The sequence below is a fragment of the Pseudoxanthomonas sp. JC1303 genome, from assembly GCF_058448525.1.
Genome location: NZ_CP185958.1, coordinates 2,163,672 through 2,188,643, shown reverse-complemented (window position 1 = coordinate 2,188,643; position 24,972 = coordinate 2,163,672). Strand labels below are relative to the sequence as shown.

General features: G+C 68.9%; 17 protein-coding genes. 4 read left to right on the top strand and 13 right to left on the bottom strand.

Annotated features, from left to right (window positions below; genetic code table 11):
- Positions 1-100: 100 nt before the first annotated feature.
- Positions 101-2,068 (top strand): transglycosylase SLT domain-containing protein, encoded by a 1,968-nt coding sequence (locus ACORQU_RS09585; RefSeq protein WP_491640971.1) that lies wholly within the window; start codon positions 101-103, stop codon positions 2,066-2,068.
- Positions 2,069-2,100: 32 nt separating this feature from the next.
- On the top strand, positions 2,101-3,327 hold the full coding sequence (locus ACORQU_RS09580) for a multifunctional CCA addition/repair protein (protein WP_491645040.1): 1,227 nt from the start codon (positions 2,101-2,103) through the stop codon (positions 3,325-3,327).
- A 15-nt stretch (positions 3,328-3,342) separates the two neighbouring features.
- Here the strand turns inward: ACORQU_RS09580 and ACORQU_RS09575 are convergent, their stop codons facing one another.
- Complete coding sequence (locus ACORQU_RS09575) at positions 3,343-4,245, bottom strand: LysR family transcriptional regulator (RefSeq protein ID WP_491640970.1); 903 nt, start codon at positions 4,243-4,245, stop codon at positions 3,343-3,345.
- An 86-nt stretch (positions 4,246-4,331) separates the two neighbouring features.
- Here ACORQU_RS09575 and ACORQU_RS09570 point away from each other — a divergent pair, with 86 nt between their 5' ends.
- On the top strand, positions 4,332-5,384 hold the full coding sequence (locus ACORQU_RS09570; protein ID WP_491640969.1) for a YeiH family protein: 1,053 nt from the start codon (positions 4,332-4,334) through the stop codon (positions 5,382-5,384).
- A 996-nt stretch (positions 5,385-6,380) separates the two neighbouring features.
- Here the strand turns inward: ACORQU_RS09570 and ACORQU_RS09565 are convergent.
- The 12 genes from ACORQU_RS09565 to ACORQU_RS09510 form a co-directional block, all read right to left on the bottom strand.
- Positions 6,381-7,406: a sialidase family protein gene (locus ACORQU_RS09565; protein WP_491644889.1), complete on the bottom strand. Its 1,026-nt coding sequence runs from the start codon at positions 7,404-7,406 to the stop codon at positions 6,381-6,383.
- Positions 7,407-7,551: 145 nt separating this feature from the next.
- Entirely contained in the window at positions 7,552-9,405 is a 1,854-nt protein-coding gene (locus tag ACORQU_RS09560) for a glycoside hydrolase family 35 protein (RefSeq protein WP_491645038.1), read from the bottom strand.
- Between the two features lie 23 nt (positions 9,406-9,428).
- Positions 9,429-11,771 carry a GH92 family glycosyl hydrolase gene (locus ACORQU_RS09555; protein WP_491644888.1) on the bottom strand — a complete coding sequence of 781 codons (2,343 nt, stop codon included), beginning with the start codon at positions 11,769-11,771 and terminating at the stop codon, positions 9,429-9,431.
- A gap of 98 nt (positions 11,772-11,869) precedes the next feature.
- Positions 11,870-13,321: a glycoside hydrolase family 125 protein gene (locus ACORQU_RS09550; protein ID WP_491644886.1), complete on the bottom strand. Its 1,452-nt coding sequence runs from the start codon at positions 13,319-13,321 to the stop codon at positions 11,870-11,872.
- A gap of 53 nt (positions 13,322-13,374) precedes the next feature.
- Positions 13,375-13,554, bottom strand: a complete 180-nt coding sequence (locus tag ACORQU_RS09545) for a hypothetical protein (protein ID WP_491644884.1) — start codon at positions 13,552-13,554, stop codon at positions 13,375-13,377.
- A gap of 17 nt (positions 13,555-13,571) precedes the next feature.
- The gene (locus ACORQU_RS09540; RefSeq protein WP_491644883.1) at positions 13,572-16,247 is read right to left on the bottom strand and encodes a beta-mannosidase; all 2,676 of its coding nucleotides are present in this window, start codon (positions 16,245-16,247) and stop codon (positions 13,572-13,574) included.
- Positions 16,248-17,092: 845 nt separating this feature from the next.
- The gene (locus tag ACORQU_RS09535; RefSeq protein WP_491644881.1) at positions 17,093-18,169 is read right to left on the bottom strand and encodes an acyltransferase family protein; all 1,077 of its coding nucleotides are present in this window, start codon (positions 18,167-18,169) and stop codon (positions 17,093-17,095) included.
- A gap of 4 nt (positions 18,170-18,173) precedes the next feature.
- Complete coding sequence (gene nagA, locus ACORQU_RS09530; protein WP_491644879.1) at positions 18,174-19,325, bottom strand: N-acetylglucosamine-6-phosphate deacetylase; 1,152 nt, start codon at positions 19,323-19,325, stop codon at positions 18,174-18,176.
- The gene (locus ACORQU_RS09525) at positions 19,322-20,374 is read right to left on the bottom strand and encodes an SIS domain-containing protein (RefSeq protein WP_491644878.1); all 1,053 of its coding nucleotides are present in this window, start codon (positions 20,372-20,374) and stop codon (positions 19,322-19,324) included. Before ACORQU_RS09525 ends, nagA begins: the two co-directional genes overlap by 4 nt.
- Entirely contained in the window at positions 20,371-21,438 is a 1,068-nt protein-coding gene (locus tag ACORQU_RS09520) for a LacI family DNA-binding transcriptional regulator (RefSeq protein WP_491644876.1), read from the bottom strand. The genes ACORQU_RS09525 and ACORQU_RS09520 overlap by 4 nt, the downstream gene beginning before the upstream one ends.
- Before the next feature lie 30 nt (positions 21,439-21,468).
- A complete protein-coding gene (locus tag ACORQU_RS09515) occupies positions 21,469-22,746 on the bottom strand; it encodes a sugar MFS transporter (RefSeq protein WP_491644874.1) in 1,278 nt (425 codons plus the stop codon).
- 83 nt (positions 22,747-22,829) lie between these two features.
- Positions 22,830-23,585, bottom strand: coding sequence for a GntR family transcriptional regulator (locus tag ACORQU_RS09510; RefSeq protein ID WP_491644872.1), 756 nt, complete (start codon positions 23,583-23,585; stop codon positions 22,830-22,832).
- Between the two features lie 347 nt (positions 23,586-23,932).
- Between ACORQU_RS09510 and ACORQU_RS09505 the strand changes: the two genes are divergently transcribed.
- Positions 23,933-24,925 (top strand): glucokinase, encoded by a 993-nt coding sequence (locus tag ACORQU_RS09505; protein WP_491644870.1) that lies wholly within the window; start codon positions 23,933-23,935, stop codon positions 24,923-24,925.
- Positions 24,926-24,972 lie beyond the last annotated feature (47 nt).

Here is a 24,972-nt window from a genome sequence, read left to right as displayed (position 1 = left end):
GCCTGTGCCTGCGTCTTTCCGCACGTGCTGCGCCTGTCGGCTGCGGCCCGCGCCGGCATGCAAAAAAGCGATTCATGCGGGCCTGCTTATCATCGCCGGCATGATCCGCACCGCCTTGCTCTGTAGCTTCACCGCCCTGTTGGCCCTCGCGCCGATGGCCCATGCCCAGGACCTGGACGCCCAGCGCCCCCTGGTGCGCACCGCACTGGAGAACGCCCAGCGCGGCCAGGCCGACGACGCCCTGCGCAACCCCGCCCTGGCCGACAGCCCGCTGCGCGGCTGGATCGAATACGCCCAGCTGCGGCGCAACATCGACGATGTCGGGGTCGCCCAGGCGCAGGACTTCCTGCGCCGCTACGCCGGCCAGCCGGTGGCGGCCAGCTTCCGCAGCGCGTGGCTGCCGGCGCTGGCGCGGCAGAAGGACTGGAGCGACTTTCTTGCGGCCTGGCAGCCCACCGATAACCTGGCCCTGCGCTGCGCGCGCCTGCAGGCGCAGTGGGTGCTGGGACGCACGGATGCGAGCTGGGTCGAGGAGGCCCAGTCCATCTGGCGCACGGGCAGCAGCTCGCTGCCCGATGGATGCGACCCGGTCTTCGCCGCGCTCGACAGCCAGGGCAAGCTGACCGACGCCCTGCGCTGGGCGCGCATCGAGGCAGCCGCCGCCGAAGGCCAGACCGGCGTGATGCGCTTTGCCGCCAGCGGGCTGCCGGCCAGCCAGCGCAGCCAGGCGGTGGCCTATGCCAGCTTCCTCGATGCACCCGGCGCGCAGGCCCTGTCCTGGGATCGCTCGGACCGCAGCCGTCAGATCGCCGCCGATGGCCTGGCGCAGCTGGCCCGCAAGGACCCCGATGCCGCCGAGCGCCTGCTGCCGCAGTACGTGCAGGCGCTCAAGCTCGACGACACCCAGCGCGGGCAGGTGCTGTACCAGATCGCGCTGTGGACGGTGGCCTCCTACCTGCCCGATTCTGCGCGACGACTGGCCGCAGTGCCGGCATCGGCCTACGACGAACGCCTGCACGAATGGCAGGTGCGCGAAGCGCTGTCGCGCGGCGACTGGCCCGCGGCGCTGGCCGCCATCCGTGCGATGCCGGCCAGTCAGCGCCAGGATCCGCGCTGGTCGTATTTCGAAGCGCGCATGCTGGACAAGACCGGCCTGCCCGACGACGCGCGCCCGTTCTACGCGCGCGCCGCACGCAGCGCGACCTACCACGGCTTCCTGGCGGCCGATCACCTGGGCCAGGCCTATGCGCTGTGCCCGGTCATCCCGCGCGACAGCGCACAGGCCCGGGCAGCCGTGGCCCGCGACCCGGCGCTGATCCGCGCCATGGAGCTGTGGAAGCTGGACCAGCCCGCCTGGGCGGTGGCCGAATGGAAGGACGCCCTGACCCGCTTCGACGACGACCAGCGCCGCATGGCCGTGGAGGTCGCACAGGACCACGGCTGGTTCGATCGGGCGGTGTTCTCGCTGGGCAAGCAGCCCGGCGAACTGCAGCTCTACACCCTGCGCTTTCCCCTGCACCACGACGCGACCATCCGTCGCGAAGCGAAGAAGAACGCGCTCGACCCGGCCTGGATCGCCGCCGAGATCCGCGCCGAGAGCGTCTTCAACCCAGCCGCACGCTCGCCGGCCAATGCCCGCGGGCTGATGCAGGTGCTGCCGGGCACCGGCGCGGCGGTGGCCAGCCGCCAGGGCATCGCCTACGACGGCGCGCCCAGCCTGTACGATGCGGACACCAACATCGCCATCGGCACGGCCTACCTGCGCGAGCTGCTGGACAAGTACGGCGCCCCCTACGTGACCATCGCCGCCTACAATGCCGGGCCCACGCCCACCGCGCGCTGGCAGTCGCAGCGGCCCGGGTTCGATCCGGACATCTGGATCGAGACCATCAGCTATAAGGAAACGCGCGAATACGTCGCGCGCGTGCTGGCCTTCAGCGTGATCTACGACTGGCGCCTCAACGACGATGCGCTGTCGCTGAGCGAGCGCATGGCCGGCCGCCTGGACGGACGGCGCAAGGGCTTCACCTGCCCCGGCGCGACCTCGGCGCAGAACGAGGAAGGCTGACGTTTCGCCCCACGCGGGCGATCATGGACGGCATGAAGACGTATCTGGTTGGCGGCGCGGTCCGCGATGCCCTGCTCGGCCTGCCCGCCGGTGATCGCGACTGGGTGGTGGTCGGCGCCACCCAGGCGCAGATGGAGGCGCAGGGCTTCCGTGCGGTGGGCAAGGACTTCCCGGTGTTCCTGCATCCTGACACCCAGGAGGAGCACGCGCTGGCGCGCACCGAGCGCAAGTCAGGGCGCGGCTATCGCGGCTTCGTGGTCGATGCCGACCCTTCGGTGACGCTGGAAGAGGATCTGCAGCGCCGCGACTTCACGCTCAATGCGATCGCCCGCGATGCCGATGGCACGCTGGTCGATCCCTACGGCGGCGCGCGCGACATCGCCGCGCGCGTGCTGCGCCATGTCGGCCCGGCCTTCGTCGAAGATCCCCTGCGCGTGCTGCGCGCGGCGCGGTTCATGGCGCGCTTCGCGCCGTTGGGCTTCACCGTTGCCCCCGAAACGCTGGCGCTGATGCGGCAGATGGCCGACAGCGGCGAGCTGGACACCCTGGTGCCCGAGCGGGTGTGGCAGGAGCTGCGTCGCGCACTGGCCTCCAAGCAGCCCAGCGCCTTCCTGCGCACGCTGCACGAGGCCGGCGCCCTGCGCCACGTGCTGCCCGAAGTGGAGGCGCTGTACGGCATACCGCAGCGGGCCGAGTTCCATCCGGAGATCGACACCGGCCTGCACCAGGAACTGGTCAGCGACATGGCCGCGCACCTGGCGCCGGGCGACGATCTGATCGGCTTCGCCGCGCTCACGCATGACCTGGGCAAGGCGCTGACGCCGGCCGACGTGCTGCCACGCCACATCGGCCATGAGCGCGCCGGAATCAAGCCGCTGCAGGCGCTGGCCGCGCGGCTGAAGGTGCCGGCCGAACACCGCGACCTGGCGCTGATCGCCTGTCGCGAGCATCTCAACGTGCATCGCCTGGACGAACTGCGCGATGCCACCGTGCTCGAGCTGCTGACCCGCTGCGACGCCTTCCGCCGGCCCGCGCGTATCGCCCAGCTGGCGACGGTGTGCGAATGCGACAAGCGGGGCCGTGCCGGCAGCGCACACGATGCCTATCCGCAGGGCGCGATGCTGCAGCGGCTCCATGCCGCCGCACTGTCGGTCAACGCGCGCGACCTGGCAGCCGAAGGCCTACAGGGACCGCAGATCGGGGAGGCACTGCGCAAGGCCCGTGTCGCGGCGATCGGCGCGGCGCGGCGCGCCGGCTAGGGCGAACGCGCACCCTCAAGCCGACTCTAGCGCCTGCAGAAAAGACTCCAGCGCCGGCGAGCGCGGGCGGTTGCCCAGCTCCAGGCGATAGAGCGGACGCTGCAGCGCCGGGCCGTCGGGTAGCCCGAGCGCGCGTAGTCGGCCATCGGCGATGAAATCGGCCACTACGGCGGCCGGAAGGATCGCCACCCCGGCGCCGGCCGCCACCGCGCGGGCGATGGCCTCGTTGCCGCCGATCTCCACGCTGCGTGCCGGGGTGATGCCGCGCGCAGCCAGCAGGTGTTCGGCGACCTCGCGCGTGCCTGAGCCGGGTTCGCGCACCAGCCAGCATTGCGCGGCCAGCTGCTTGGCGCTGGCCCGTCGCGCCTGTCCCAACGGTGCCTGCGCGGCGATCACCGCCTGCAGCGGCTCCTCGCGCCAGCGCGTGGCCACGATGCGCTCGTCGTGCGCCGGACCTTCGACAAACCCGGCATCGATGCGACAGTCGATCAGCGCAGCGACCACCTCCTCGGTGTTGCCGACCTCCAGGGCGCTGTCCAGCTGCGGCTGGCGCACCACATGCGCGGCGAAGGCCTCGGCCAGCCAGTACGCGGCCACCGTCGTGCTGGCCCCGATGCGCAGTCCGCCGCGGCGCAGCCCGACCCTTTCGCGCACCTCGTCCATGGCCGCGCGCTCCATCGCGAAGATGCCGCGCGCGTGGCGATACAGCGCCTGCCCGCCCTCGGTCAGGCGCACGCCGCGCCCGCCGGAGCGGTCGATCAGCGGCAGGTCCAACTGGTGCTCCAGTTCACGCAGGGCCTTGGACACGGCCGATTGGCTGACGAACAGCGCCTCGGCCGCGCGCGAGAAGCCGTTGTGCTCGACCACTGCGGCAAAGACACGCAGCAGATGCAGGTTCAAACCATGAGCTGGATTCATGGAATCTTGAGAATGATGTATTGGACGCATTCTAGGCCCGGGCGGAGGATGCCTGCATCCCTCCTTGCCTCAACGCCAAGATCGCCATGTCCAGCACCGCCACCCATCCGCACGCCAGCCCGATGCGTAGCCCCGGCTTCTGGCCGGGCTTGGCCCTGGTCCTGGGTGTCGCCCTGGCCGGCATCGGCCTGTCCAAGCTGCCCTGGGCCCAGACCGCCGGCCTGAGCGCGCTGACCCTGGCCATCGTCATCGGCATCGTGCTGGGCAACACCGCCTTCCCGGCCATCGCACCCAGGACCGGGGCCGGCGTGGATTACGCCAAGGGCATGCTGCTGCGCGCGGGCATCGTGCTGTACGGTTTCCGGGTGACCTTCCAGGACGTGATGGGTGTGGGCCTGGCCGGACTGGTCATCGATCTGGTGGTGGTCAGCGGCGTGTTCTGCGCGGCCACCTGGATCGGCACGCGGCTGCTGAAGATGGACCGCGAGACGGCGATGCTGATCGGCTCTGGCAGCGCGATCTGCGGTGCCGCCGCCGTGCTGGCCGCCGAGCCGGTGATCAAGGCGCAGGCACACAAGGTGTCCGTCGCGGTGGCCACGGTCGTGGTGTTCGGCACGCTGGGCATGTTCGTCTATCCGTGGATATATCCGCATCTGGGGCTGGATGCGCATGCCTATGGCGTCTATGCCGGCTCGACCATCCACGAGGTCGCACAGGTAGTGGTGGCCGGGCGCTCGGTCAGCGACGAGGCAGGCGCCGCAGCGGTGATCGAGAAGATGCTGCGGGTCATGCTGCTGGCGCCGTTCCTGCTGATCCTGGGCGCGTGGCTCAAGCGCGGCGCGCAGGCGGCGGCCGGCGCCGAGGCAACCAAGCTCACGATCCCGTGGTTCGCGATCCTGTTCGTGGTGGTGGCCGGCTTCAACTCGCTGCACCTGCTCTCCAAGCCGGTGCTCGATGCGATCCTGCTGCTGGATACGCTGCTGCTGGCCATGGCAATGGCCGCACTGGGCCTGCGCACCCACTGGGGCGCGATCAAACAGGCCGGCGCGCGGCCGCTGCTGCTGGCCTTGATCCTGTGGGTGCTGCTGATGGGCGGCGGGTATCTGCTCAACATCGGGGTCGTGGCGCTACTGGGCTGAGCCGCGCCAGCCTTTGCCCTTGAACTTAGCTGTTGCTGTCGTTGCTTTTGAGCCGTTGCCGTTGCCGTTGCCGTTGCCGTCAGCTTTTGCTTTCCCTGTCTGAGCCGTAAAGCGAGCCGAGCATCGCAGGAAGGCAGGGCCGAAGAGTCGCCCTGTTTGAGCGTAGCGAGTTTGGGCGACGTGCCCTGACTTCCGAGAAGCGCAGGGGACCGCCGCGTAGCGGCGGATCGCGTCCGGCGAGTAGCGGTTTTGGTGACTTTTGCCGCGACAAAAGTCACTCGCGCCGCAGGCGCGAAAGCTCTGCAACTGTCGCGCTGCAAGCGCGAAAGCCTTGTACTTGTCGCGCCATCGGCGCGATGCCTTTCATCTCGGCGCGGTCGTTGGATCAAGCGCATCTCGAGGCGGAGGCCTGAAGCTGCATGCAGGATCAAGAGCTTTCGCGCCCTTGGGGCGCGACTTCCTTTTGTCGCGGCAAAAGGAAGCAAAACCGCTACTCGCCGGTCCCAAAAGGGGATTGAAAACACGCGCCGATGCTACGCATCGGTTCCCTGCGCTCCTCGCCTGATCGGGCACGGCGCCCAAACTCGCTTCGCTCAGACAAGAGCGCCTCTTCGGCCCGATCAGCCTCCGGTGCTCGGCGCGCTTTACGGCTCAGACAGGTAAAGCAAAGAGCAAACGCCATGCAAAGCAAAAGCAAAAGCAAAAGCAAGTTCGAGCGTGCTGCCGACGCGGTCGCCTGGGACGCCCGCGCGACATCGGCCACCGGCTGGGCTAGCCACGTCCTGCGCGGCCTTGTCCGACTTGGTCGCCGTAGCAAGCTGCGCAATGGAAGCGTACCGCGTCACCGTGCATGTCGCCGGCTTCGACTTACCGCAGGACCAGCGCGAGGCGATGTTCGTTCCGCTCGCGCGGCCGGAGGCCGGCTTCGCATTCGCGCCAAGGTGCTGAAGCGCTCGCAGCGGACCACAGGTCGCCCGACACGCACCGCTCGCCCGATCAGTCGGCCCGGTCCATCGACAGCTGCGCCGGATCCAGCACGACCTGCGCGATCGCGGTGCGCTTCCAGGTGTAGCTGATGTGCACTTTCCCATCGTGGGCCTGGATGACGGCCGGGTAGGAGAACTTCTCGCCGGGCGTGTTCTCCAGCGTGAGCACGCGGTGCCAATGCACGCCATCGTCGGACAGCGCCACGGCCAGCACGCCGCGCCCATCCCACCAGTCCTTGCCGCTCGTGGTGGGGTTGTAGACCAGCAGCGAGCGCCCATCGGCCAGCTGCACGGCGTCGATGCCGGCGTTGGGGTTGTCCATGTCCAGCAGGGTCGGCGCGGTCCAGTGTGCGCCATGGTCGGAGGACCACAGGCTGGCGATGCGGTTCTGCTGGGTGCGTGCCAGCGCCTGCACGCGGCCGTCGGCATGCACCAGCAACGCGGGCTGGATCGCGCCGATCCGCGCGGGATCGTTGAGCGGACCGGTGCGCTGCCAGTGCGCGCCGCCATCGTCGGACCATTCCATGTGCAGGCGCCAGCCATCGTCCTCGGTACTGGACGGGGCGAGGATGCGGCCGCCGGCCAGTTGCACCGGCTTGTCCTTGATCGGGCCAAGGATGCCCTCGGGCAGGCGTCGCGGTGCGGACCAATGAGCGCCATCGTCGGTGGAGGTGATGACCATGCCCCACCATTGGCGCGGATTGGGGCCGAGCTTGTAGTAGAGCTGCAGCGGGCCGTGGTCGGGCTGAAACAACACCGGGTTCCAGGCGGCGACCGGCTTGCCGTGCGCATCGACGCCGCCGGCCACGCGCAGGGGCGTGGACCAGCCGCTCGGGTCGCGGCGCGCCAGCCAGATGCCCACGTCCGTCGCGCCTTCGTGGTCGCCGCCGAACCACGCGGCCAGCAGCACGCCGTCGCGGGTTTCCACCAGGGTGGAGGCGTGGCATTGCGGCGTGGGACAAACCAATTGTTCACGCGATACGACCGGGTCGACCGCGGCCGCCGATACGGGCCCGGACACCGCCAGCCATGCCATGGCGCACACCGCCGCACGCTGCCGGAAAAATCCATCTGGAATCACTTGGACACCTCCTGCAAACCCCTTGGAACGAGACGTTCCCCTCACGAGATCTCCCCTTGCCACGATCCTTCCGTCCCCTGTGCCAGGCGTGTGCGCCACCTCAACGGGTCGCGTCCTTTGGCGGGTCGATCCACACCGGATGCGTCACGCCGGCGAGCTGTGGCGTGGCCTCCGTGTCCAGGTCGAAGACCACCACCGTGTTGTCGCCCGTCCGCTGCCAGGCGCCGGGAAAGTACAGCGCCGCCTGCGGGCCGATCTTCCACACCCGGCCCAGGTTGTGGCCGTTGGCCCACAGCTGGCCCTGGCCGAAGGCGCGCGTGTCCAGATAGGTGTCGCCGGGATGGGCGATGCGCAGCGTGCCGCGGTGGAAGGCCGGGCCGGCGACCGGCTGCCGGGTCCAGCCACGCACCGCGTCCGGGTCGTCCATCGGCAGCGGGAAGGTGTCCCAGCCCTTCACTGGAACGCCGGCCAGGAACACCGGGCCGACCAGTCCGGCGCGACCATCTGCCAGGTGCGGGCCGTAGTTCACCCGGCCGGTGTTCTGCACCAGCACCTCCAGCGTGTGCTCGCCAGCGGGAATGTCGAGGTCCACCTGGACCTGCTTGAGGCGGCGCTCGGCCGCACCGACGTCGCGGCGATCGACGTAGATCCGCGCCGCATCGCGTACTTCGCCCAGGTACAGCGCGCCGTGGACCGGACCGGTGACGCGGGTGCGGTAGAGGATGGCGCCGTAAGCCTGGCCGACCTGCTCCATCGGCAGCGGGTCGGCGGCGTGGTGCGGCGCGGGCAGGTTGTCCCAGAGCGAGGCCGCTTCTTCCAGCCGCACCGTCGGCAGTGCCTGCAGCGGCGCCTGCGCCGGCAGGGGCGGCGGCGTGTGGCCGGTGGCCGTGGCGATCACCTCGCGGAACAGGGCGAACTTGGGCGTCGGCCGGCCCGCCTCGTCCAGCACCGCGTCGTAGTCGTAGCTGGTGGTGTCCGGCGCGTAGTGGTCGGCCGGGCCACCCTGAAAGTTGGCCCCGGCCATGTAGCCGAAGCTGGTGCCGCCGATGAACATGTACAGGTTCACCGAAATCCCCTGCCCCAGCATCCAGGCCAGTTCATCGGCCTGCTGCCGCGCATTGGTGTGCGCGTGCGCCTCGCCCCAGTGGTCGAACCAGCCGGCCCAGTATTCGCCGGCCATGCGCGGCTGCCCGGGACGCGCCTTGGCCAGCGTCTCGAACGCGCCGCGCGCCTGCCCGGGGGCGAAGTTCACCGTCGCCAGCGTGCCGGGCAGCGTGCCGTTGGCCAGCATGTCCGCCCCATCGGCGGTGAACAGCAGCGCCTGGTCGAAGCCGGCCTGGACCAGCATCTGCCGGGTGTCGCGCATGTAAGCGTGGTCGTTACCGTAGGAGCCGTATTCGTTTTCCACCTGCACCGCTACGATTGGCCCGCCATGACCGTTGAGCAGCGGTCGCACCTGGTCGGCCAGCGCCTGCAGGTAGCGCCGCTCGGCGGCGAGGAAGCGCGGATCGCGCGAGCGCACCTGCAGCGTGGGATCGGCGAACAGCCACGCCGGATAACCTCCGGCATCCCACTCGGCGCAGGCGTACGGCCCGGGACGCAGGATCACGTTGAGCCCCTGCGCGGCGGCGGCGCGCACGAAGGCGGCCACGTCGTTGTTGCCGCTGAAGTCGAACCGCCCCGGCTGCGGCTCCACCGCATTCCAGAACACGTAGGTCTCCACCGTGTTGAGCCCCAGCGCGCGCGCCTTGCGCAGGCAGTCGTCCCAATCCGCGCGCGCGATGCGCTGGAAGTGGATCGACCCGGAAATCACCTGGTAAGGCTGGCCGCCGCGTACGAAATGGTCGCCTTCGATGCCCAAGCGCGGCCACGCCGGCGTGGCGCCGAACGCCTGTCCGGCCAATGCCGCCAGCAGCAGCGCCAGTCCGAACAACGCCAACACCAGTCGCGCCAGCGCGGCGTGACGCCATCCAGCCATCATGCGAACGACGGCGGCAGGTCTTTGCCCGAGGCGCCGAAGGCCTTGTTCGGCTCGGGCCCCATCACGAAGGACAGCGTGCCGCCGGCGGCCAGGTCGGCATGCTTCAGCCAGCTGCATGTGGTCGGCGCCCCGTTCCAGGCCAGCGACTGCACATAGACGTTCTTGTCGCTGTTGCCGCTGACTTCGATGCGCAGGGTCTTGCCTTGGCCCACCTCCACCGTGGCCCCATCGAACAGCGGGCTGCCGACCACGTAGTGGCCGCTGACCGGATCGACCGCGTACAGGCCCAGCGCGCTGAGCACGAACCACGCGCTCATCTGTCCGCAGTCCTCGTTGCCCGACAGGCCATTGCGCGCATCGTGGTACTGCTCGACCAGCAGCCGGCGGACCATGGCCTGGGTCTTGTAGGCCTGTCCCGCGTAGGCGAACAGATAGGCCACGTGGTGGCTGGGTTCGTTGCCATGCGCGTACTGGCCGACCAGGCCGTCGATGTCCGGCGGCGCATCGGGGGGCAGCTCGGAGCTGGTGGTGAACAGTTCCTCCAGCTTGGCGGCAAACACCTCGCGCCCGCCGAACAATTCCATGTAGCCGTACAGGTCGTGCTGGTTGAGGAAGGTCGCCTGCCAGGCATTGGACTCGGTGAAGTCGCGCCACCGCTTGCTGTGGCCAACCGCGCGCGGATCGAACGGCTGCGCCCAGCTGCCGTCGGACAGGCGCGTCTGCATGAAGGTGCTCTCGCGGTTGAACAGGTTGCGGTAGTTGCGCGAGCGCTCGCGCAGCTTGCGTGCCTCGCCATGCGCGCCGGCCGCGTCGGCCAGGTGCGACACGGCCCAGTCGTCGTAGGCGAACTCCAGGGTGCGGCTGACCGCCTCGTCGACCTTGTCGCTGGGGATATACCCCAGCTCGCGGTACAGCGCCAATCCATGAAAATCGTCCTCCATCGCACGCTTGCGGTACTGCTTCCACGCGGTCTTGTAGTCGATGCCGGTGAAGCCCTTGGCGTGCGCCTCGGCGATCACCACCGCCGAGTGGTAGCCGATCATGCAGTCGGTCTCCACGCCTTGCAGCGGCCAGATCGCCACGCCGGCCGGCGACTGCCCGTTGCCACGCACCAGGCATTGCACCAGGTCGGGCACGCGCGCGGACTGGACCAGGGTGAACAGCGGATGCAGCGCGCGGTAGGTGTCCCACAAGGAATAGGTGCTGTAGTTGTGCTGACCCCGCGGCAGCTGGTGCACTTCCAGGTCCATGCCGCGGTAGCGGCCATCGACGTCGCTGAAGAGCGAGGGCGCGATGCAGGTGTGGTAGAGGCTGGTGTAGAACACGCGCCGGTGCGCATCGTCCTCGGTCTGCACGCGGATGCGGCCCAGCTCGGCTTCCCAGGCCTGCACCGCCTCGGCGTGCACGCGGGCGAAGTCGAAGTCCGGCAGCTCGGCATCCAGGTTGGCCAGCGCGTTCTCCGCACTCACCGCCGAGACGCCCACCTTGACCAGCAGTGGGCCTTCGCCGGCATCGGGGTAATGCAGCGCGGCCTTCAGGCAGGTGCCCGCCGACTGCGTGGTGCCGTCGGCCAGGGGCGCATCGTCGCTGTAGAGCTGTGCGCTGGCGAACGGACGCGACAGGCGCATGGCGAAGTAGATGTAGCGACCGCTGGCCCATTGGTGCACGCGGCGCCCGCCCATCAAGGTCTGCGCATCGACCACCTGCAGGGTGGCATCGCTGACGCGCGTGGGCACGCCTGGACGGTCCTGCATGCCGTGGAACAGATCCAGCAACAGGTGACCGGCCGCGCCCTTGGGGAAGTGGTAGCGATGCAGGCCGGCGCGCTGTGTCGCGGTCAGCTCTGCGTGGATATTGTCGTCCTGCAGGCGCACCCGGTAATAGCCGGGCGAAGCGGCCTCGTCGTCGTGGTCGTAGCGCTGGCGGTAGCCGCTGTCGGGGTCGTCCAGTTCCCCCGGCTTCAACTGCACGGGCCCGGTGGACGGCATCACCAGGAAATCCAGCATGTCGCCGACCCCGGTGCCCGACAGGTGGGTGTGCGAGAAGCCCATGATCGAATGGTTGTCGGTGTGGTAGCCGCCGCAGGAATCCCACACCGCGTTGTAGGTATCCGGACTGAGCTGGACCATGCCGAAGGGCAGCGTCGCGCCGGGGAACACGTGTCCATGGCCGCCGGTGCCGATGAACACGTCCACGTGACGCGTCAGGTCCGGCTGCACGCGGCGGTCGGCCGGCAGCGCGTAGTTGCCGGCGCGGGCGAAGGAGCGCGGCGCCAGACCGGAACTGCCAAGCAGCGCCAGGGCGATGGCGCCCTGCAGGAAAGTACGTCGTGTGGCCATTGCGATGGATCCTCGTGGAGCGATGTTTGGGTGGAAGCCGCCATGGCGGCGATGGCACGCACGGGGGAAGCCATCGCCGCCCGCGGCACGCGCGCGCATCAGGCGCGCAGCAGCTGCGGCCGGGTCTGGTGGAGGTGGACGATGAGTTCGCCGAACAGGGTGTTGGCCCAGGCGAACCAGGCGCGGGTGAAGTGCGACGGGTCGTCCTGGTCGAAGGCCTCGTGCATGAAGCCGGTGCCGTTGTCGGTGGTCTTGAGCCACTGCAGGCACTGACGGATCTGCGCGTCGTCGTCGCTGGTGAAGGCGTACAGGATGATCGCCATCGGCCAGATCATCCGCAGGCCCTCGTGCGGGCCGCCGATGCCCTGCGCCGCGGTGCCCTGGAAGAAGTACGGATTGCGCGGGCTCCAGGCCAGCGCGCGGGTGCGCTGGTAGACCGGATCGTCGCGGTCGACGCAGCCCAGGTAGGCCAGGCTCAGCAGGCCCGGCGCGTTGGCGTCGTCCATGAACAACTGGTTGCCATAGCCGTCGACTTCGTAGGCCCAGTGCGTGCTGCCATCGGCGTCGCGCTGCAGGCCGGCCTTGCGCGTGGCCTGTTCCACCTCGTCGGCCAGGGCGCGGCACTGCGCGGCGAAATCCGCATCGTGGTGGATCGCCGCGCTCATCTGCGCCAGTTGGCGCAGCACGGTCACCGCGAACAGGTTGGCCGGCACGAACAGGGGATACAGGCAGGCGTCATCGGACGGGCGGAACATCGAGTGGATCATCCCGTTGGGCCGGGTCGGGTTGCCGTAACCGTCCAGGAACTGGCTCTCGGTCGGACGCGGCGAGGGACGCTGGAATCGATACGGCCCCGGGCCATCCTTGCGTTGCTGCTCGCGGAAGGTCTGCACCACCAGGGCCATCGCCGTGCGCCAGTCGTCATCGAACGGCGCGGTGTCGCCGGTCGCCTTCCAGTAAGCGTGCGCCAGGCGGATGGGGTAGCACAGCGAGTCGATCTCCCATTTGCGCTCGCCCACGCCGGGCTTCATCTCGGTGTCGTCGCTGACCGCCCACTTGAGCCGCTGGCCATGCGGGTCGGGCAGGAAGGCATTGGCATAGGGGTCGATGCGGATGCACGCGGCCTGGCGCTGGATCAGGCCATGGAACATGCGCCGCAGCGCCTTGTCGCCGCGTGCCAGCGGGATGTAGGGATGCACCTGGGCGGAAGAATCGCGCAGCCACATCGCGTCGATGTCGCCGGTGATGACGAAGGTGTCCGGCTTGCCGTTGAGGGTGCCGGTCTCCACCGTGGTGTCCAGCGTGTTGGGGTAGCAGTTCTCGAACAGCCAGGCCAGCTTGGGATCGGCGATGCCGGCTTTGACCGTGCGCAGCTGGCGCTCGACCGCCTCGGAGGTGAAGCGGCGCTTGCCCGGTGCCGGGCGCTGGCTGGTGAGGCCCGCGCCTGCCCTCCCCGGGACGGCGGCAGCCCAGCCGGGCAGCGCGGCGGCCATCAGGCCGGCCCCGGCGCTGGTGCCGAGCAGTTGCAGGATGTCGCGACGGGTGGTCATGGGGCTCTCCTAGAACGGGACAGCGCGGGCCATGCCGCGCCAGAAAGGGTGGGCTACTTGGACAGCGCGGCGCTGCCCCGGATCGAGGCGGCAAAATCGCCGCCAGGCGCGCCATGAACGGCCAGAGTCGGCGCTTCGCAGCCGGTGTCCATGCCGCGGCTCAATGGCCGCGCGGCGGCCTTCTCCCGTGCGCTGTCCGCGCGCGTGGCGACCGATGCACGCAGGGCGGGCACGCAAGGCATCGATCGCATCACCTCGCAGCCTCCGGCTCGGGCGGCGCCCCCTGCAGGGTCGAGGCCACGTCACGCAGCTGCAGCCTGGCCCTGAGCGCGTCCAGCGACGCGCTGCTGCGCACATGCACCGTCGCAGGCGTACCGGGCAGCAGGTCGAAGGCGTTGTCCGAGAGCATTGCGTCGATGTCGCCGAAGGACAGCCACAGTTCGCGCGCCAGCACCGGGCTGGTCAGCGTGACCGCATAGCCGCCCTGCTCGGCCCGCCACTGGGCGACCACCTGCGGGATCGGCAGGTCCAGGTGCTTGGCGGCGTCGAAGTACACGCTCTGCCGCGACAGCACGGTGTCCCCATCCAACAGCTCGAACACCGCCAAACTCGTCTTCGGGTCGGCACCCTTGAGCAGGTCGGCATCGGCGAACTGCCCAAGCTGGGTGCTGCTCAGCGCCGGCAGCGTCACCGCGTGGGTGTCGGTGGACAGCAGCTTGCCGTGGAAGTCCATCACCCGCACGCGCCAACGGGCGGCCAGCGGCGTGGTGCGGTCGGAAACCAGGGCCACGTGGGTCTGTCCGTCCTTGCGCAGCGCGGCGACCAGCTCGGGCGCGAAGAAGCGCCGCGCGTGGTACTGCAGCGCCTTCCAGCGGCCCTCGTAGTCCACGCTTGACCAGGAGATGACCGGCCACACGTCGTTGAGCTGCCAGAACAGCGTGCCCATCGTGCGTGGACGCGAGGCGCGATGGTGTTCGGCCGCGATCTGGATGCCCTCGGCCTGCATCAGCTGGCTCAGGTAGACCAGGCTGGCAAAGTCCTTGGGTTCGCCGAACTCGCGCCGGATGTAGAGCAACTGGCGCGCGTTGCCACGGCCGTGGTCCCACTTCTGGTGGGCCTTGATGGCCGGCGTCTCCAGGCTGAGCGGGCCATCGCCGGCGAAGTCACGCACGGTGCGCATGTCCGGGAAGGACTGCAGGCCATACTCGGACATGAAGCGCGGGGTGACGTCCATGTACTGGGTCACCGGATAGGCCGGGCCGCCCCAGACCTCCCAGTAATGCATGTCGCCGTCGTCGGTCTGGTTGGCGTCGGTGTCCAGGTCGGTGCCGGGCGAGGTCGCCCAGTACGGCACGTTCGGGGAATAGCGGGTCACCACATCGCGCAGGACCGAGCCGAACAGGTTGTCCATGCCGCGCTCGATGCGGCTGCGCTCGGCCGGATCGATCGACGCCTGCAGCTTGGCGCTGTCGCCCATGCCTTCCCAGCCGACCTGGACCTCGTTGTTGCCACACCACAGCACGATGCTGGGATGGTCGCGCAGGCGCATGACCTGGTCGATCGCCTCCTGCCGGGTGTTCTCGCGGAAGGCGCGGTCATAGGGCGGGATGCCGCCGCCGAACATGAAGTCCTGCCAGACCATGATGCCCAGCGCGTCTGCGGTCTCGTAGAACGCGTCGCTCTGGTAGATGCCGCCGCCCCAGATGCGCACCATGTTCATGTTGGCATCGCGGGCATCCTGCAGGGTGCGGCGGATCGTGGCCTCGGTGACCCGGCTGGAGAAGCTGTCCAGCGGGATCATGTTGGCGCCCTTGGCGAAGATCGGGATGCCATTGATCACGAATTCCATGCCGCGGCCCCACTGGTCCTTCTCCCGGCGCAGCTCCACGCTGCGCAGGCCGGTCACGCGACGCGCCTGCTGGCTATCGCCGGTGGCATCGGTGAGGCGGACCACGAAGGTGTAACGATCCTGCGCGCCATACCCAGCCGGGAACCAGCGGCGCGGATGGGCGATGCGCACCGGTAGATCGATCCGGTTGCGGCCCGGGTCGAGCACGCGTTGCTGGGTGAAGGTGGTGACCGGATTGCCGTCGGGATCGAGCACCTGCAGTTCCACCGTGGCCGTCCCGCCTTGTGTGGCCTGCACGGTGAGCTGGGCCTCCAGCTGGGCCGCCTCGGCATCCACGCGCTGCTGGTCCACGTGCAGGTCCTGCACGCGCGCCTCGTCCCAGGCCTGCAGCGCCACCGGCTTCCATGGACCGGCGGTCACCAGGCGCGGGCCCCAGTCCCAGCTGAAGTGATATGGCGCCTTGCGCAGGTAGATGGAACTGTTGCGTCCGGCCGGCTCGTCGCCAAAGGCCGAGTCATACGTGCCCGGCATGGTGTAGGGCTGCTTGGCCAGCCATGGGCGCAGGGCTTCGATCGGCGAACGGAAGGTGATCTCCAGGGTGTTCGCGCCGCGCTTGAGCAGCGGCTTGGCATCCACCGTCCAGCGCCGGAACATGTTGTCGGCGTCGAGCACCTTGTGCCCGTTGAGCGTCACCTGGGCCAGCGTATCCAGGCCTTCGAACACCAGTTCCACGTGCTGGCGCGCCAGGGTGTCGGCATCGACGTCGAACCGGGTGCGGTACTGCCAGTCGCTCAGACCCACCCACTGCACCTTGGCCTCGTTGTCGACCTTGAACGGATCCGGCATCAGGCCGGCGGCCATCAGGTCGGTCTGGACCACGCCAGGCACCTGCGCCCTGAGCCATTGCGCCGCCTGCGGATGGTCCTTGGCCTGGGCCTGTCCGGGGACCAGGCGCAGCTGCCAACCGGTATCGAGCATGCGCGTGGTCGGCGCGGCGGCCTGGGCCTGGCCCAACCCGGCCAGCAGGCCGAAGCCCAGCATCACGCGTGGCAGCAGGGACGGAAGGCGGATCGACATGAGCAAGGGACTCCTTGGGTTCAGTGTGCGCCGGCCGCCGGCGATGGCCCGGCGGTCAGGACGGTCGTGCGCAGACAGGAGACATCACTGCCGCTGCGCGAGTTGATCGATGTTTCCAGTGAGCACTGGAGGCGGTTCGGTGCCGCGCCGGCGCGGTGTCCCTCACGCCATGCCTGGACGCGCGAGGTACCGGTGTCGATACGCAAAGGCGACACCCGCGCGGCTTCGGCTTCGCCGGCGCGCGAGCACCCGCGCTGAACCCCGCCATCCATCGATGATCCGGTCCAGACCCGTGTTTTCGACAGTGTCGCCAATGACGATCCCCATGGGATTGGAGCGGCAATGTGCGCCCGCGCGGCTGCCGCCGTCAATATTTTAAACGATTTAAATCAGTCGTTTTTTAAGGTCTCCCCGCTTGGCCGCATTGCGTCCGGGGTGGCGCCCATTTGGCGGAAACAGCCGCGGCGCATGGCGTCATGGTCATCTGGGGCCTGCGGATTCTCGCGGGAGTGCAGGCCTGCGTCCCTGCGGCGCAGATCGGCGCCAGCGCGTGCAGGCAAGGCCCGGGAGAGGCGAGGCCACTGCGGCGATCATGGACGGGACCTGCCATCGGGCAATCGAGGCGTCAGTCCGGGACGACGACGTTCCCGCCCCCGTCTGCGCGCCGCGGCATCCGGACATGCGTTGCGATGGCCCAGGCAATGCCCAGTCAACAGCGCCATGTCGGCACGATCCCGCCACCCCGCAGCAAGGCGTCGGTGCGCGGCATGTTCCTGGCCGATGCGCGCCAGATGATCGGCGCGCCGTCTGCGTGTGGCGCGACACCCCTTTCGAACGCTTGACCGCTAGACCTTTAGCACGATGCCGCGTCGCTCCATGAGCTTGGCGATTACCCACCATATCCCGGTGAAGACCAGCGCAAAGGCCAGGGACGGCACTTCGGGACCGAAGCGCGGCGTCATCCAGCTGGCATAGCCGATCCGATAGATCGCGTCCCAGGCCCCGCTGGCGGCCAGCAGCAGGAACATCACCGCCGATCCCGCATAGACGGTGATCGCATTGATGCCCAGCGCGCGTCCCAGCGCGGGCCAGCCGCGCACATCAACCAACATATGGAACAGCCACAGCAGGGCCATGGCCCATCCAGCGGTCCACAGGACGAAAGAGGGCGTCCACAGGTTTTTGTTCCAGGGCAGCACCGCCGCCCACAGCCAGCCCACCAGCAGGCAGCCCAGGGCCCCCGGCAGGAGCCGGTGCGCGCGCCCCCGGCGCAGCCAGCCGCCGGCATGCAGGCCGATCAGCGTGGTGGCGATGGCCGGCAAGGTGCTGAGCAGACCTTCGGGATCATGGCCGCGCCCGGTCGCGGGGTCGAACTCGTACACCAGCGGCCCCAGCAGCGCGGTATCCACGCGGCTGGCCAGGTTGGTCCAGGGGGCGAACCCGCCGGTCAGTCCCAGCAATGCCCAGTAGCCCAGCAGCAGCAACACGATCAACGCACCCTGCGCCCGCGCACGCGGAACGGTCGCCAGCAGCCCGACCACGAGGAAACACAGGCCGATGCGCTGAAGGACGCCCCAGGGCCGCAGGTGAGGCTTGTCCAGCAACCACCACCCCAGCAGGTTGATCGCCAACCCGATGCCGATGATCTTCGCCGCGCGGATCCACAGTCCTCGTCGCAGCGGCGCCGCAGCGGCTCCGGCCTCCACACGGGGGACGACGCCCAGGGCGATGGAGACCCCGACGATGAAAAGAAAGAACGGGAAAACCAGGTCGGTCGGCGTGCAGCCGTCCCATTGCGAATGCAGCAGCGGCGCGTAGACATGCGCCCAGTCACCCGGGTCGTTGACCAACAGCATGGCCGCGACGGTCAGGCCACGCAGGGCATCGACCGAAGCGAAGCGACGAAGAGAGGAAACAGCCATGGCATCAGCCGGCGGACGTTTCCCCGCCGATCCAGGTTTCGATAACCCGCACATTATCGTCCAGCGCCACCAGGTCGGCACGCAGGCCCGGTGCGATGCGGCCACGCTCGTGATCCACCCCGAGGAACTGCGCGGGATAGAGCGCGGCCATGCGCAGGGCTTCGTCCAGTGGCAGGCCGACGAGCTGCACCGTGTTGCGCACCGCCGTGGCCATGTCCAGCGCCGATCCAGCCAGCGAGCCGGCCGCGTTGCGCACCACGCCATCCACCGCGGTGATGGTTTCGCCGTACAGGTCGAAGGCGGGGCTGTCGGCGCCCACCATCGGCATCGCATCGGTGACCAGGAACACCTTGCCGCGCGGCTTGGCGGCCAGCGCCACGCGCAGCGATCCAGGATGCACGTGGACCCCATCGGCGATGACGCCGCACCAGCTGCCGGCATCCTCCAGCGCCGCGCCCACCGCGCCGGGCTCGCGCCCCTGCAGTGGCGACATGGCGTTGAACAGATGGGTGAAACCGCGCACGCCGGCGTCCAGCCCGGCACGGATCTGCTCGTAGGTGCCCGCGGTGTGTCCGGCGACCACCAGCGCGCCTTGCGCGATGAAGGCGCGCAGGGTCTCCACCGGCACCTGCTCGGGCGCCAGAGTGACCAGGGTGACGCCGTTGCCCAGCGCCGTGGCCATGGCGACCTCGTCCGCATCGGGCACGCGGAAGGTGCCCGCGTCGTGGGTGCCCTTGCGCGCCGGCGCCAGGTACGGGCCTTCCAGGTGCACGCCGATGACACCGTCCACGCCTTGCGCGATGGCCTGGCGCGTAGCCTGGACCGCTTGCGCCATGACCTCGGCACGGTCACTGATCAGGGTGGGCAGGAAGCCAGTCGTGCCGAAGCGACGATGCGCGCGGCCAATGCAGTCGATCGCGCCCGGCGTGGGATCGTTGTTGAACAGCACCCCGCCGCCGCCGTTGACCTGGCAGTCGATGAAGCCCGGCGCCAGGGTTGCTCCGCCCAGGTCGAGCACGGTGTCGGCCTGGCGCCGCGCTTCGGCGGCGGAAGTGACCGCGACGATGCGGCCGGCATCGACGACAACGCCACCGTCGGCGATGAAGCCCGTGTCGGACAGGACGCGGGCGTTGACCAGGGCAAAGCGCAGGCTCATACGGTTTCGGTGACCTTGTTCAGATGGGGCGGCACATCGGGATTGTGCCCACGCGCCAGGGCCAGCGCGTTGATGGCCTTGTAGAAGCTCTGGATGGTCAGCAGCGGCGCGCAGGCCGGATGCGGGGCCGCCACCAGCGGCAGGTCCCCCTGCCCCGAGGCCACCCACACCTGCGCGCCCCGGCCGCGGAACTCCTCGGCCAGTGCCAGCATGCCAGCCTCGGTGCCGTCGGGCTGGGCGAAGCACAGCACCGGGAAACCCGGGCCCACCAGCGCCATCGGCCCGTGCTTGACCTCGGCCGAGCTGTAGGCCTCGGCGTGCAGGCCGCAGGTTTCCTTGAACTTCAGCGCGGCCTCCTGCGCGGCGCCCAGACCCAGACCACGGCCAAGCACGAACAGGTTGTGCGCGCCGACCAGACCTCCGCTCAGGCCCGACCAGTCTGCATCCCAGGCCTGGCGCAGCGCGCCAGGCAGCGCGTCGAGCGCGGCCAGCAGCTTCTCGTCCTGCGACCAGTGCGCCACCAACTGCAGCAGCGCGGCCAGCGAGGCAAGGTAGCTCTTGGTCGCGGCGACGGAGGTCTCCGGACCGGCGCACAACGGCAGCACCACGTCGGCCAGCTGCGCCAGTGGCGAATCCTCGACGTTGACCAGCGCCACCACGCGCGCGCCGGCGACCCTGGCCGCCTCGGCATTGCGCAGCAGGTCAGGGCTCTTGCCCGACTGGGAGATGGCGATGAACAGCGCGCCGGACAGCTTGAGCGGCGAACCGTAGACCGACCCGATCGAGGGCGAGGCCGAGGCCGTCATCACCCCGACCTGGGTTTCGATCAGGTACTTGCCGAACGTCGCGGCATGGTCGGAGCTGCCACGCGCGCAGGTCGCCACGAACGGCGGCGGTGACTCGCGCAACGATTGGGCCAGTGCCACCACGGTGTCGTGGTTACGCGCGAACTGCGCGGCCACCACCTCGGCGGTGGAGGCGGCCTCGTTGTACATCAGGGTCTGCGTGGCTGCAGGCAGCGCCGTGGCGGGTGTGGGAGATGAGTTCATGGGGTCGATGTCTTGGGTTCGGCGCGGACGGGGCGCATCGGCGCGGTGGAACCACGCACCACCAGCTGCGGGGTGAAGCCCTGGTTGTGCATGGCAATGGGGGCATCGTCGTAAGCATCCTGGCGCAGGCGCGCAATCAACAGGCGCGCGGCGTGCTTGGCGATGTCTTCGGTGGCCTGCTTGGCCGTGGTCAGCGGCGGCCAGGACTGCTTGGAGAACGGACTGTCTTCGAAACCGGCGATGGACAGGTCGTAGGGCACGTTGAGTCCCATCGACTTGGCCGCGGCCAGCACGCCGGCGGCGATCTCGTCGTTGGACCCGAAGATCGCGGTGGGCGGCTCGCGCAGGGCCAGCAGGCGACGTGCACCACGAAAGCCATCGTCAAAAGTGAAGTCGCCCGGCACCACCAGGTGCTTGTCCAGGGTGATGCCGTAGTCCTTCAGCGCCTGTTCGTAGCCGGCATAGCGCTCGGTGCTGGAACGGTGCGCCAGGCCGCCCATGAGGAAACCGATGCGCTGGTGGCCCAGCTGGATCAGGTGCTCGGTGATCTCGTAGGCCGCATCACGATCGTCCACGTACACGCACGGCGGGCCATCGCCTGGATCCTCGGTGGCGGCGATGATGCGCACCAGCGGCACGTTGCGCGCGGCCAGCGCGGCGATCAGCTCGGGGCGTTCGGACATCGGTGCGGTCAGTACCAGTCCGGCCAGGCGCGAGCGCTGGACGAACTCGGCCAGCTCCTCGGCCAGCAGCGGTGAGGTGGAATCGCACGGCTGGATCTGCAGGCCGAAGCCGGTTTCGCGGCATGCGGCCAACACGCCGTTCTGCACGCCGATGATGTGGTACGGATTGGGGTTGTCGTAGACAAGCCCGATCACAAACGGCGTGCCGCTGCGCAGGTTGCGCGCCGATGGGTCCGGCTCGTAGTCCAGCTCGGCGATGGCGCGCAGCACCCGGGCGCGAGTGCCCTGCATCACCGATGGCTCGTTGTTGATGACGCGCGAGACGGTCTTGAGCGACACCTTGGCCCGCTCGGCAACGTCCTTGATGGTGGGTCTGCGCATGGTCGTTCCGCCTTGTGTGCCAGGAGCGCCTCAGCGCGCGGCCTGCCCCTGGCCGACGCGATGCCCGCGCACGGCAAAGAACAGGATGTACAGGTAGCAGGGCACCGCCAGACCGGCGAACACCCACTGGAAATCAAAATGCTGCTTGAGGATGGCAAAGCTCTGGGAGATCAACGCACCGCCGGCGATGCCCATCACCAGCAGCGCCGAACCAGTCTCGGTAAAGCGTCCCAGGCCCCTGATGGCCAGCGGAAAGATCGCCGGCCACATCATCGCGTTGGCGAAGCCCAGCGCGGCCACGAAGCCCACCGACACATAGCCGTGGGTGAACAGCGCGCCCAGCGCGAACAGCACGCCGAGCACCGCCGAGATGGCCAGGTACGCCTGCTGCGACAGCATCCGTGGGATGGCCACCAGTCCGACCAGGTAACCGAGCAGCATCGCGCCGAGGGTAAAGGAGGTGAAGAACTTGGTCTGGTCCAGCGGCAGGCCGAACCCATTGCCGTAGGTGCCGATCGCATCGCCGGCCAGCACCTCCACGCCGACGTAGACGAACAGGCACAGCACGCCCAGCCACAGATGCGGGAACTGGAAGATGCTCGCGCGCGCCGCACCGCCTGCGGCCGTGGATTCGGCGTTGGCGTCGCTGCCCTTCAGCTCCGGCAGCGGCGAGAACAGGATCACCACCGCCACCACGACCAGCACGCCGGCCATCACCAGGTAGGGCCCATGGATCTTGGCGGCGAAAGCGGTCAACAACTGCTCCTTGGTGGCCGGATCGGCCGCGGCCACCTGTGCGGACAGATCGCCGATGCCATGCAGCACCACCGAACCGATCACGATCGGCGCCAGGATGCCGGCGATCTTGTTGCACAGGCCCATGGCCGCGATCCGACGCGCGGCGGTCTCGATCGGACCCAGGATGCTCACGTAGGGATTGACCGCCGTCTGCAGCAGCGCCAGCCCCCCCCCGATCACGAACAGCCCTGACAGCGCGCCGGCGTACCAGCGCTGGGTGGAGAACTGGCCGAACATCGCCGCCCCGACCGCCATCACCACCAGGCTCAGGGCCAGGCCCTTCTTCATCCCGGTCATCTTCAGCGTGGCCGCCGCCGGCAAGGCCAGTACGAAGTAGGAGATGTAGAAAACGAACACCACGAAGAAGGCCTTGACCTCATCCAGGTCGAAGGCCAGGCGCACGAAGGTGATCAGCGGCCCGTTGATCCAGGTGAAGAAGCCGATGATGAAAAACAGCAGGCCGGTGACGGCGAGCGAGCTGGCGAAGCTTTTGGGCTGGTCGGACGACATGAGGCGTGCAACTCCGGGCTGAAGCGTCGGTGGAAGGAACACCCGCTGACCGGCTTGATGCCGATGCGCGGACATCGGTCTGGCTAGCGCCGCAACTCGGCGACGAAATCGTAGAAATCGTTGTGGCAATAGGTGTTGCTGAGCTCGATCGCCGCGCCGTCGCGCGCATACCCCACGCGCACCACGTGCAGGATCGCATCGCCGGTGCTCATGCCCAGGTGTCCGGCCATGCGCGCACTGAGATTGACCGCGCGGAAATACTGCAGCGCGCGCACCACCGGCGTGCCGTGCGCGTCGAGCCAGGCGTAGAGCGAATCACCGACATCGTCGGGATCGGGCAGGACGCGCTGCGGGATTACCGAATGTTCGTAAGCCATCACCCGCTCATCGGCGCGGCGCAGGCGCGTGATCGAAGACACCGGCGTCTCCGGGGACAGGCCCAGGCGCAGGATCTCCTCGCCATGGGCCGGGCGCACGCGTCGCTCCAACCACTGGCTGCTGGGCTGGTAGCCCTTCATGCGCAGGGTTTCGCTGAAGCTGGCCAGACCCGTTAGTGGATGGGTGATTTGCGAGGTGACGAAGGTGCCCGCGCCCTGCCGACGGGTCACCAGGCCCTGCTCGACCAGGGCATCCATCGCCTGGCGCAGCGTCACGCGGGAGACCTGCAACTGTTCGCACAGCACGCGCTCGGCCGGCAATGCCTCGCCGACCTTCCATGCGCCGTCGCGGATCGTTTCGCCCAGCTGCGCGGTCAGCTGCAGATACAGCGGCGTGGGCGCGTCGGCATCAAGCGCGATCGCAGACAGGCGCGGATCCAAGGCGGACGTGCGACGTGTCATGGCCGCGCGCCCGGTGCGAGTGGGCTCAAATTCATTGGGTCCAATTTAAAACCAATTTTTCTGACTACTGCAAGCGCTTAAAGACGGCAATGGCGTGGCCAGCAGCTCGCAGCGCCCAGGATCCAAGGGCTCTCCGCGCAGTCGCTGCCCATGTTCCACATTGGCGGCACATGATCGTGCTGCGCCGCCGCAATACCACTGAGTGATGAAAATGTCGCGACAGCTGTTGACATCGTTGTCATCACCATTGGAGACTCGGTCCATCGGCGCCGGGGATCTGTGCGCGCCGGGCATTCGTCGGGGAGAGCTGTTCGCATGCAGGACCAGGACATCCGGAGGACCCAGCCTTGAGCATCGGTGCGCCCTTCATCGCCGCCGACGTGGGCGGCACGCACGTTCGCCTGGGCCTGGTGCGCTCGACCGGGCAGGACCTGCAGCCCGTGGAGATCCTCAGCTACCGCAAGTACGCCTGCGCCGAATACGCGGGCCTGGCCGAGATCATCGGCAACTTCCTGGGCGGGCTGGACGGCCCGCGCGTGCAGCGCGGGGTGATCGCCAGCGCCGGTTTCCCGCTGGAGGACGGCACGGTCATCACCGCCAACCTGCCCTGGCGCCTGTCCCCCCGTGAGATCCAGGGCGTGCTCGGCCTGGACGACCTGCGCCTGGTCAACGATTTCGAGGCCGTGGCCTATGCCGCCGCACTGGTCGGCGACCAGGAAGTGCTGCGCCTGAGCGGTCCGGCCCACGCCTCCGAGCGCGGTCCCACGCTGGTGCTCGGCCCGGGCACGGGCCTGGGCGCGGCGGTGTGGATCCCGACCGGTCGTCGGGCCACCGTCCTGGCCACTGAGGCCGGGCACGCCGCGCTCAGCGTGGGCACCGAGCTGGAGCTGGCGGTGTTGGCGCAGATGCTGGGCAAGCGCTCCCACGTCCCGGTCGAACATGCCCTGTCCGGCCCGGGCCTGCTCAACCTGTATACCGCGCTGTGCCAGGTCCGCGGGGTCACGCCGCGCCATGCCGCGCCCGACGCCATCACCGCGGCGGCCACCACGGGCGATGACCCGCTAGCGCGCGAGACCCTGGAGATGTTCTGTGGGCTGCTGGGCAGCACCGTGGGCGACATGGCTTTGCTGTATGGCATCACCGGCAGCATCTACCTGGCCGGCGGCATCCTGCCGCGCATCCGTGAACTCCTGCTGCAGAGCAGCTTCGTCGAGCGGTTCCTCAACAAGGGACCGATGCGGGCTGCCCTGGAGCGCATTCCCGTGCGACTGGTCGAGCACGGGCAGTTGGGCGTCCTGGGCGCCGCCAACTGGTATCTCGGCCAGACCGCACCGCACTGAAGTCACTCGCAAGGCCGCCCGCGGCGTGACGCTGGTCGGGACATTCG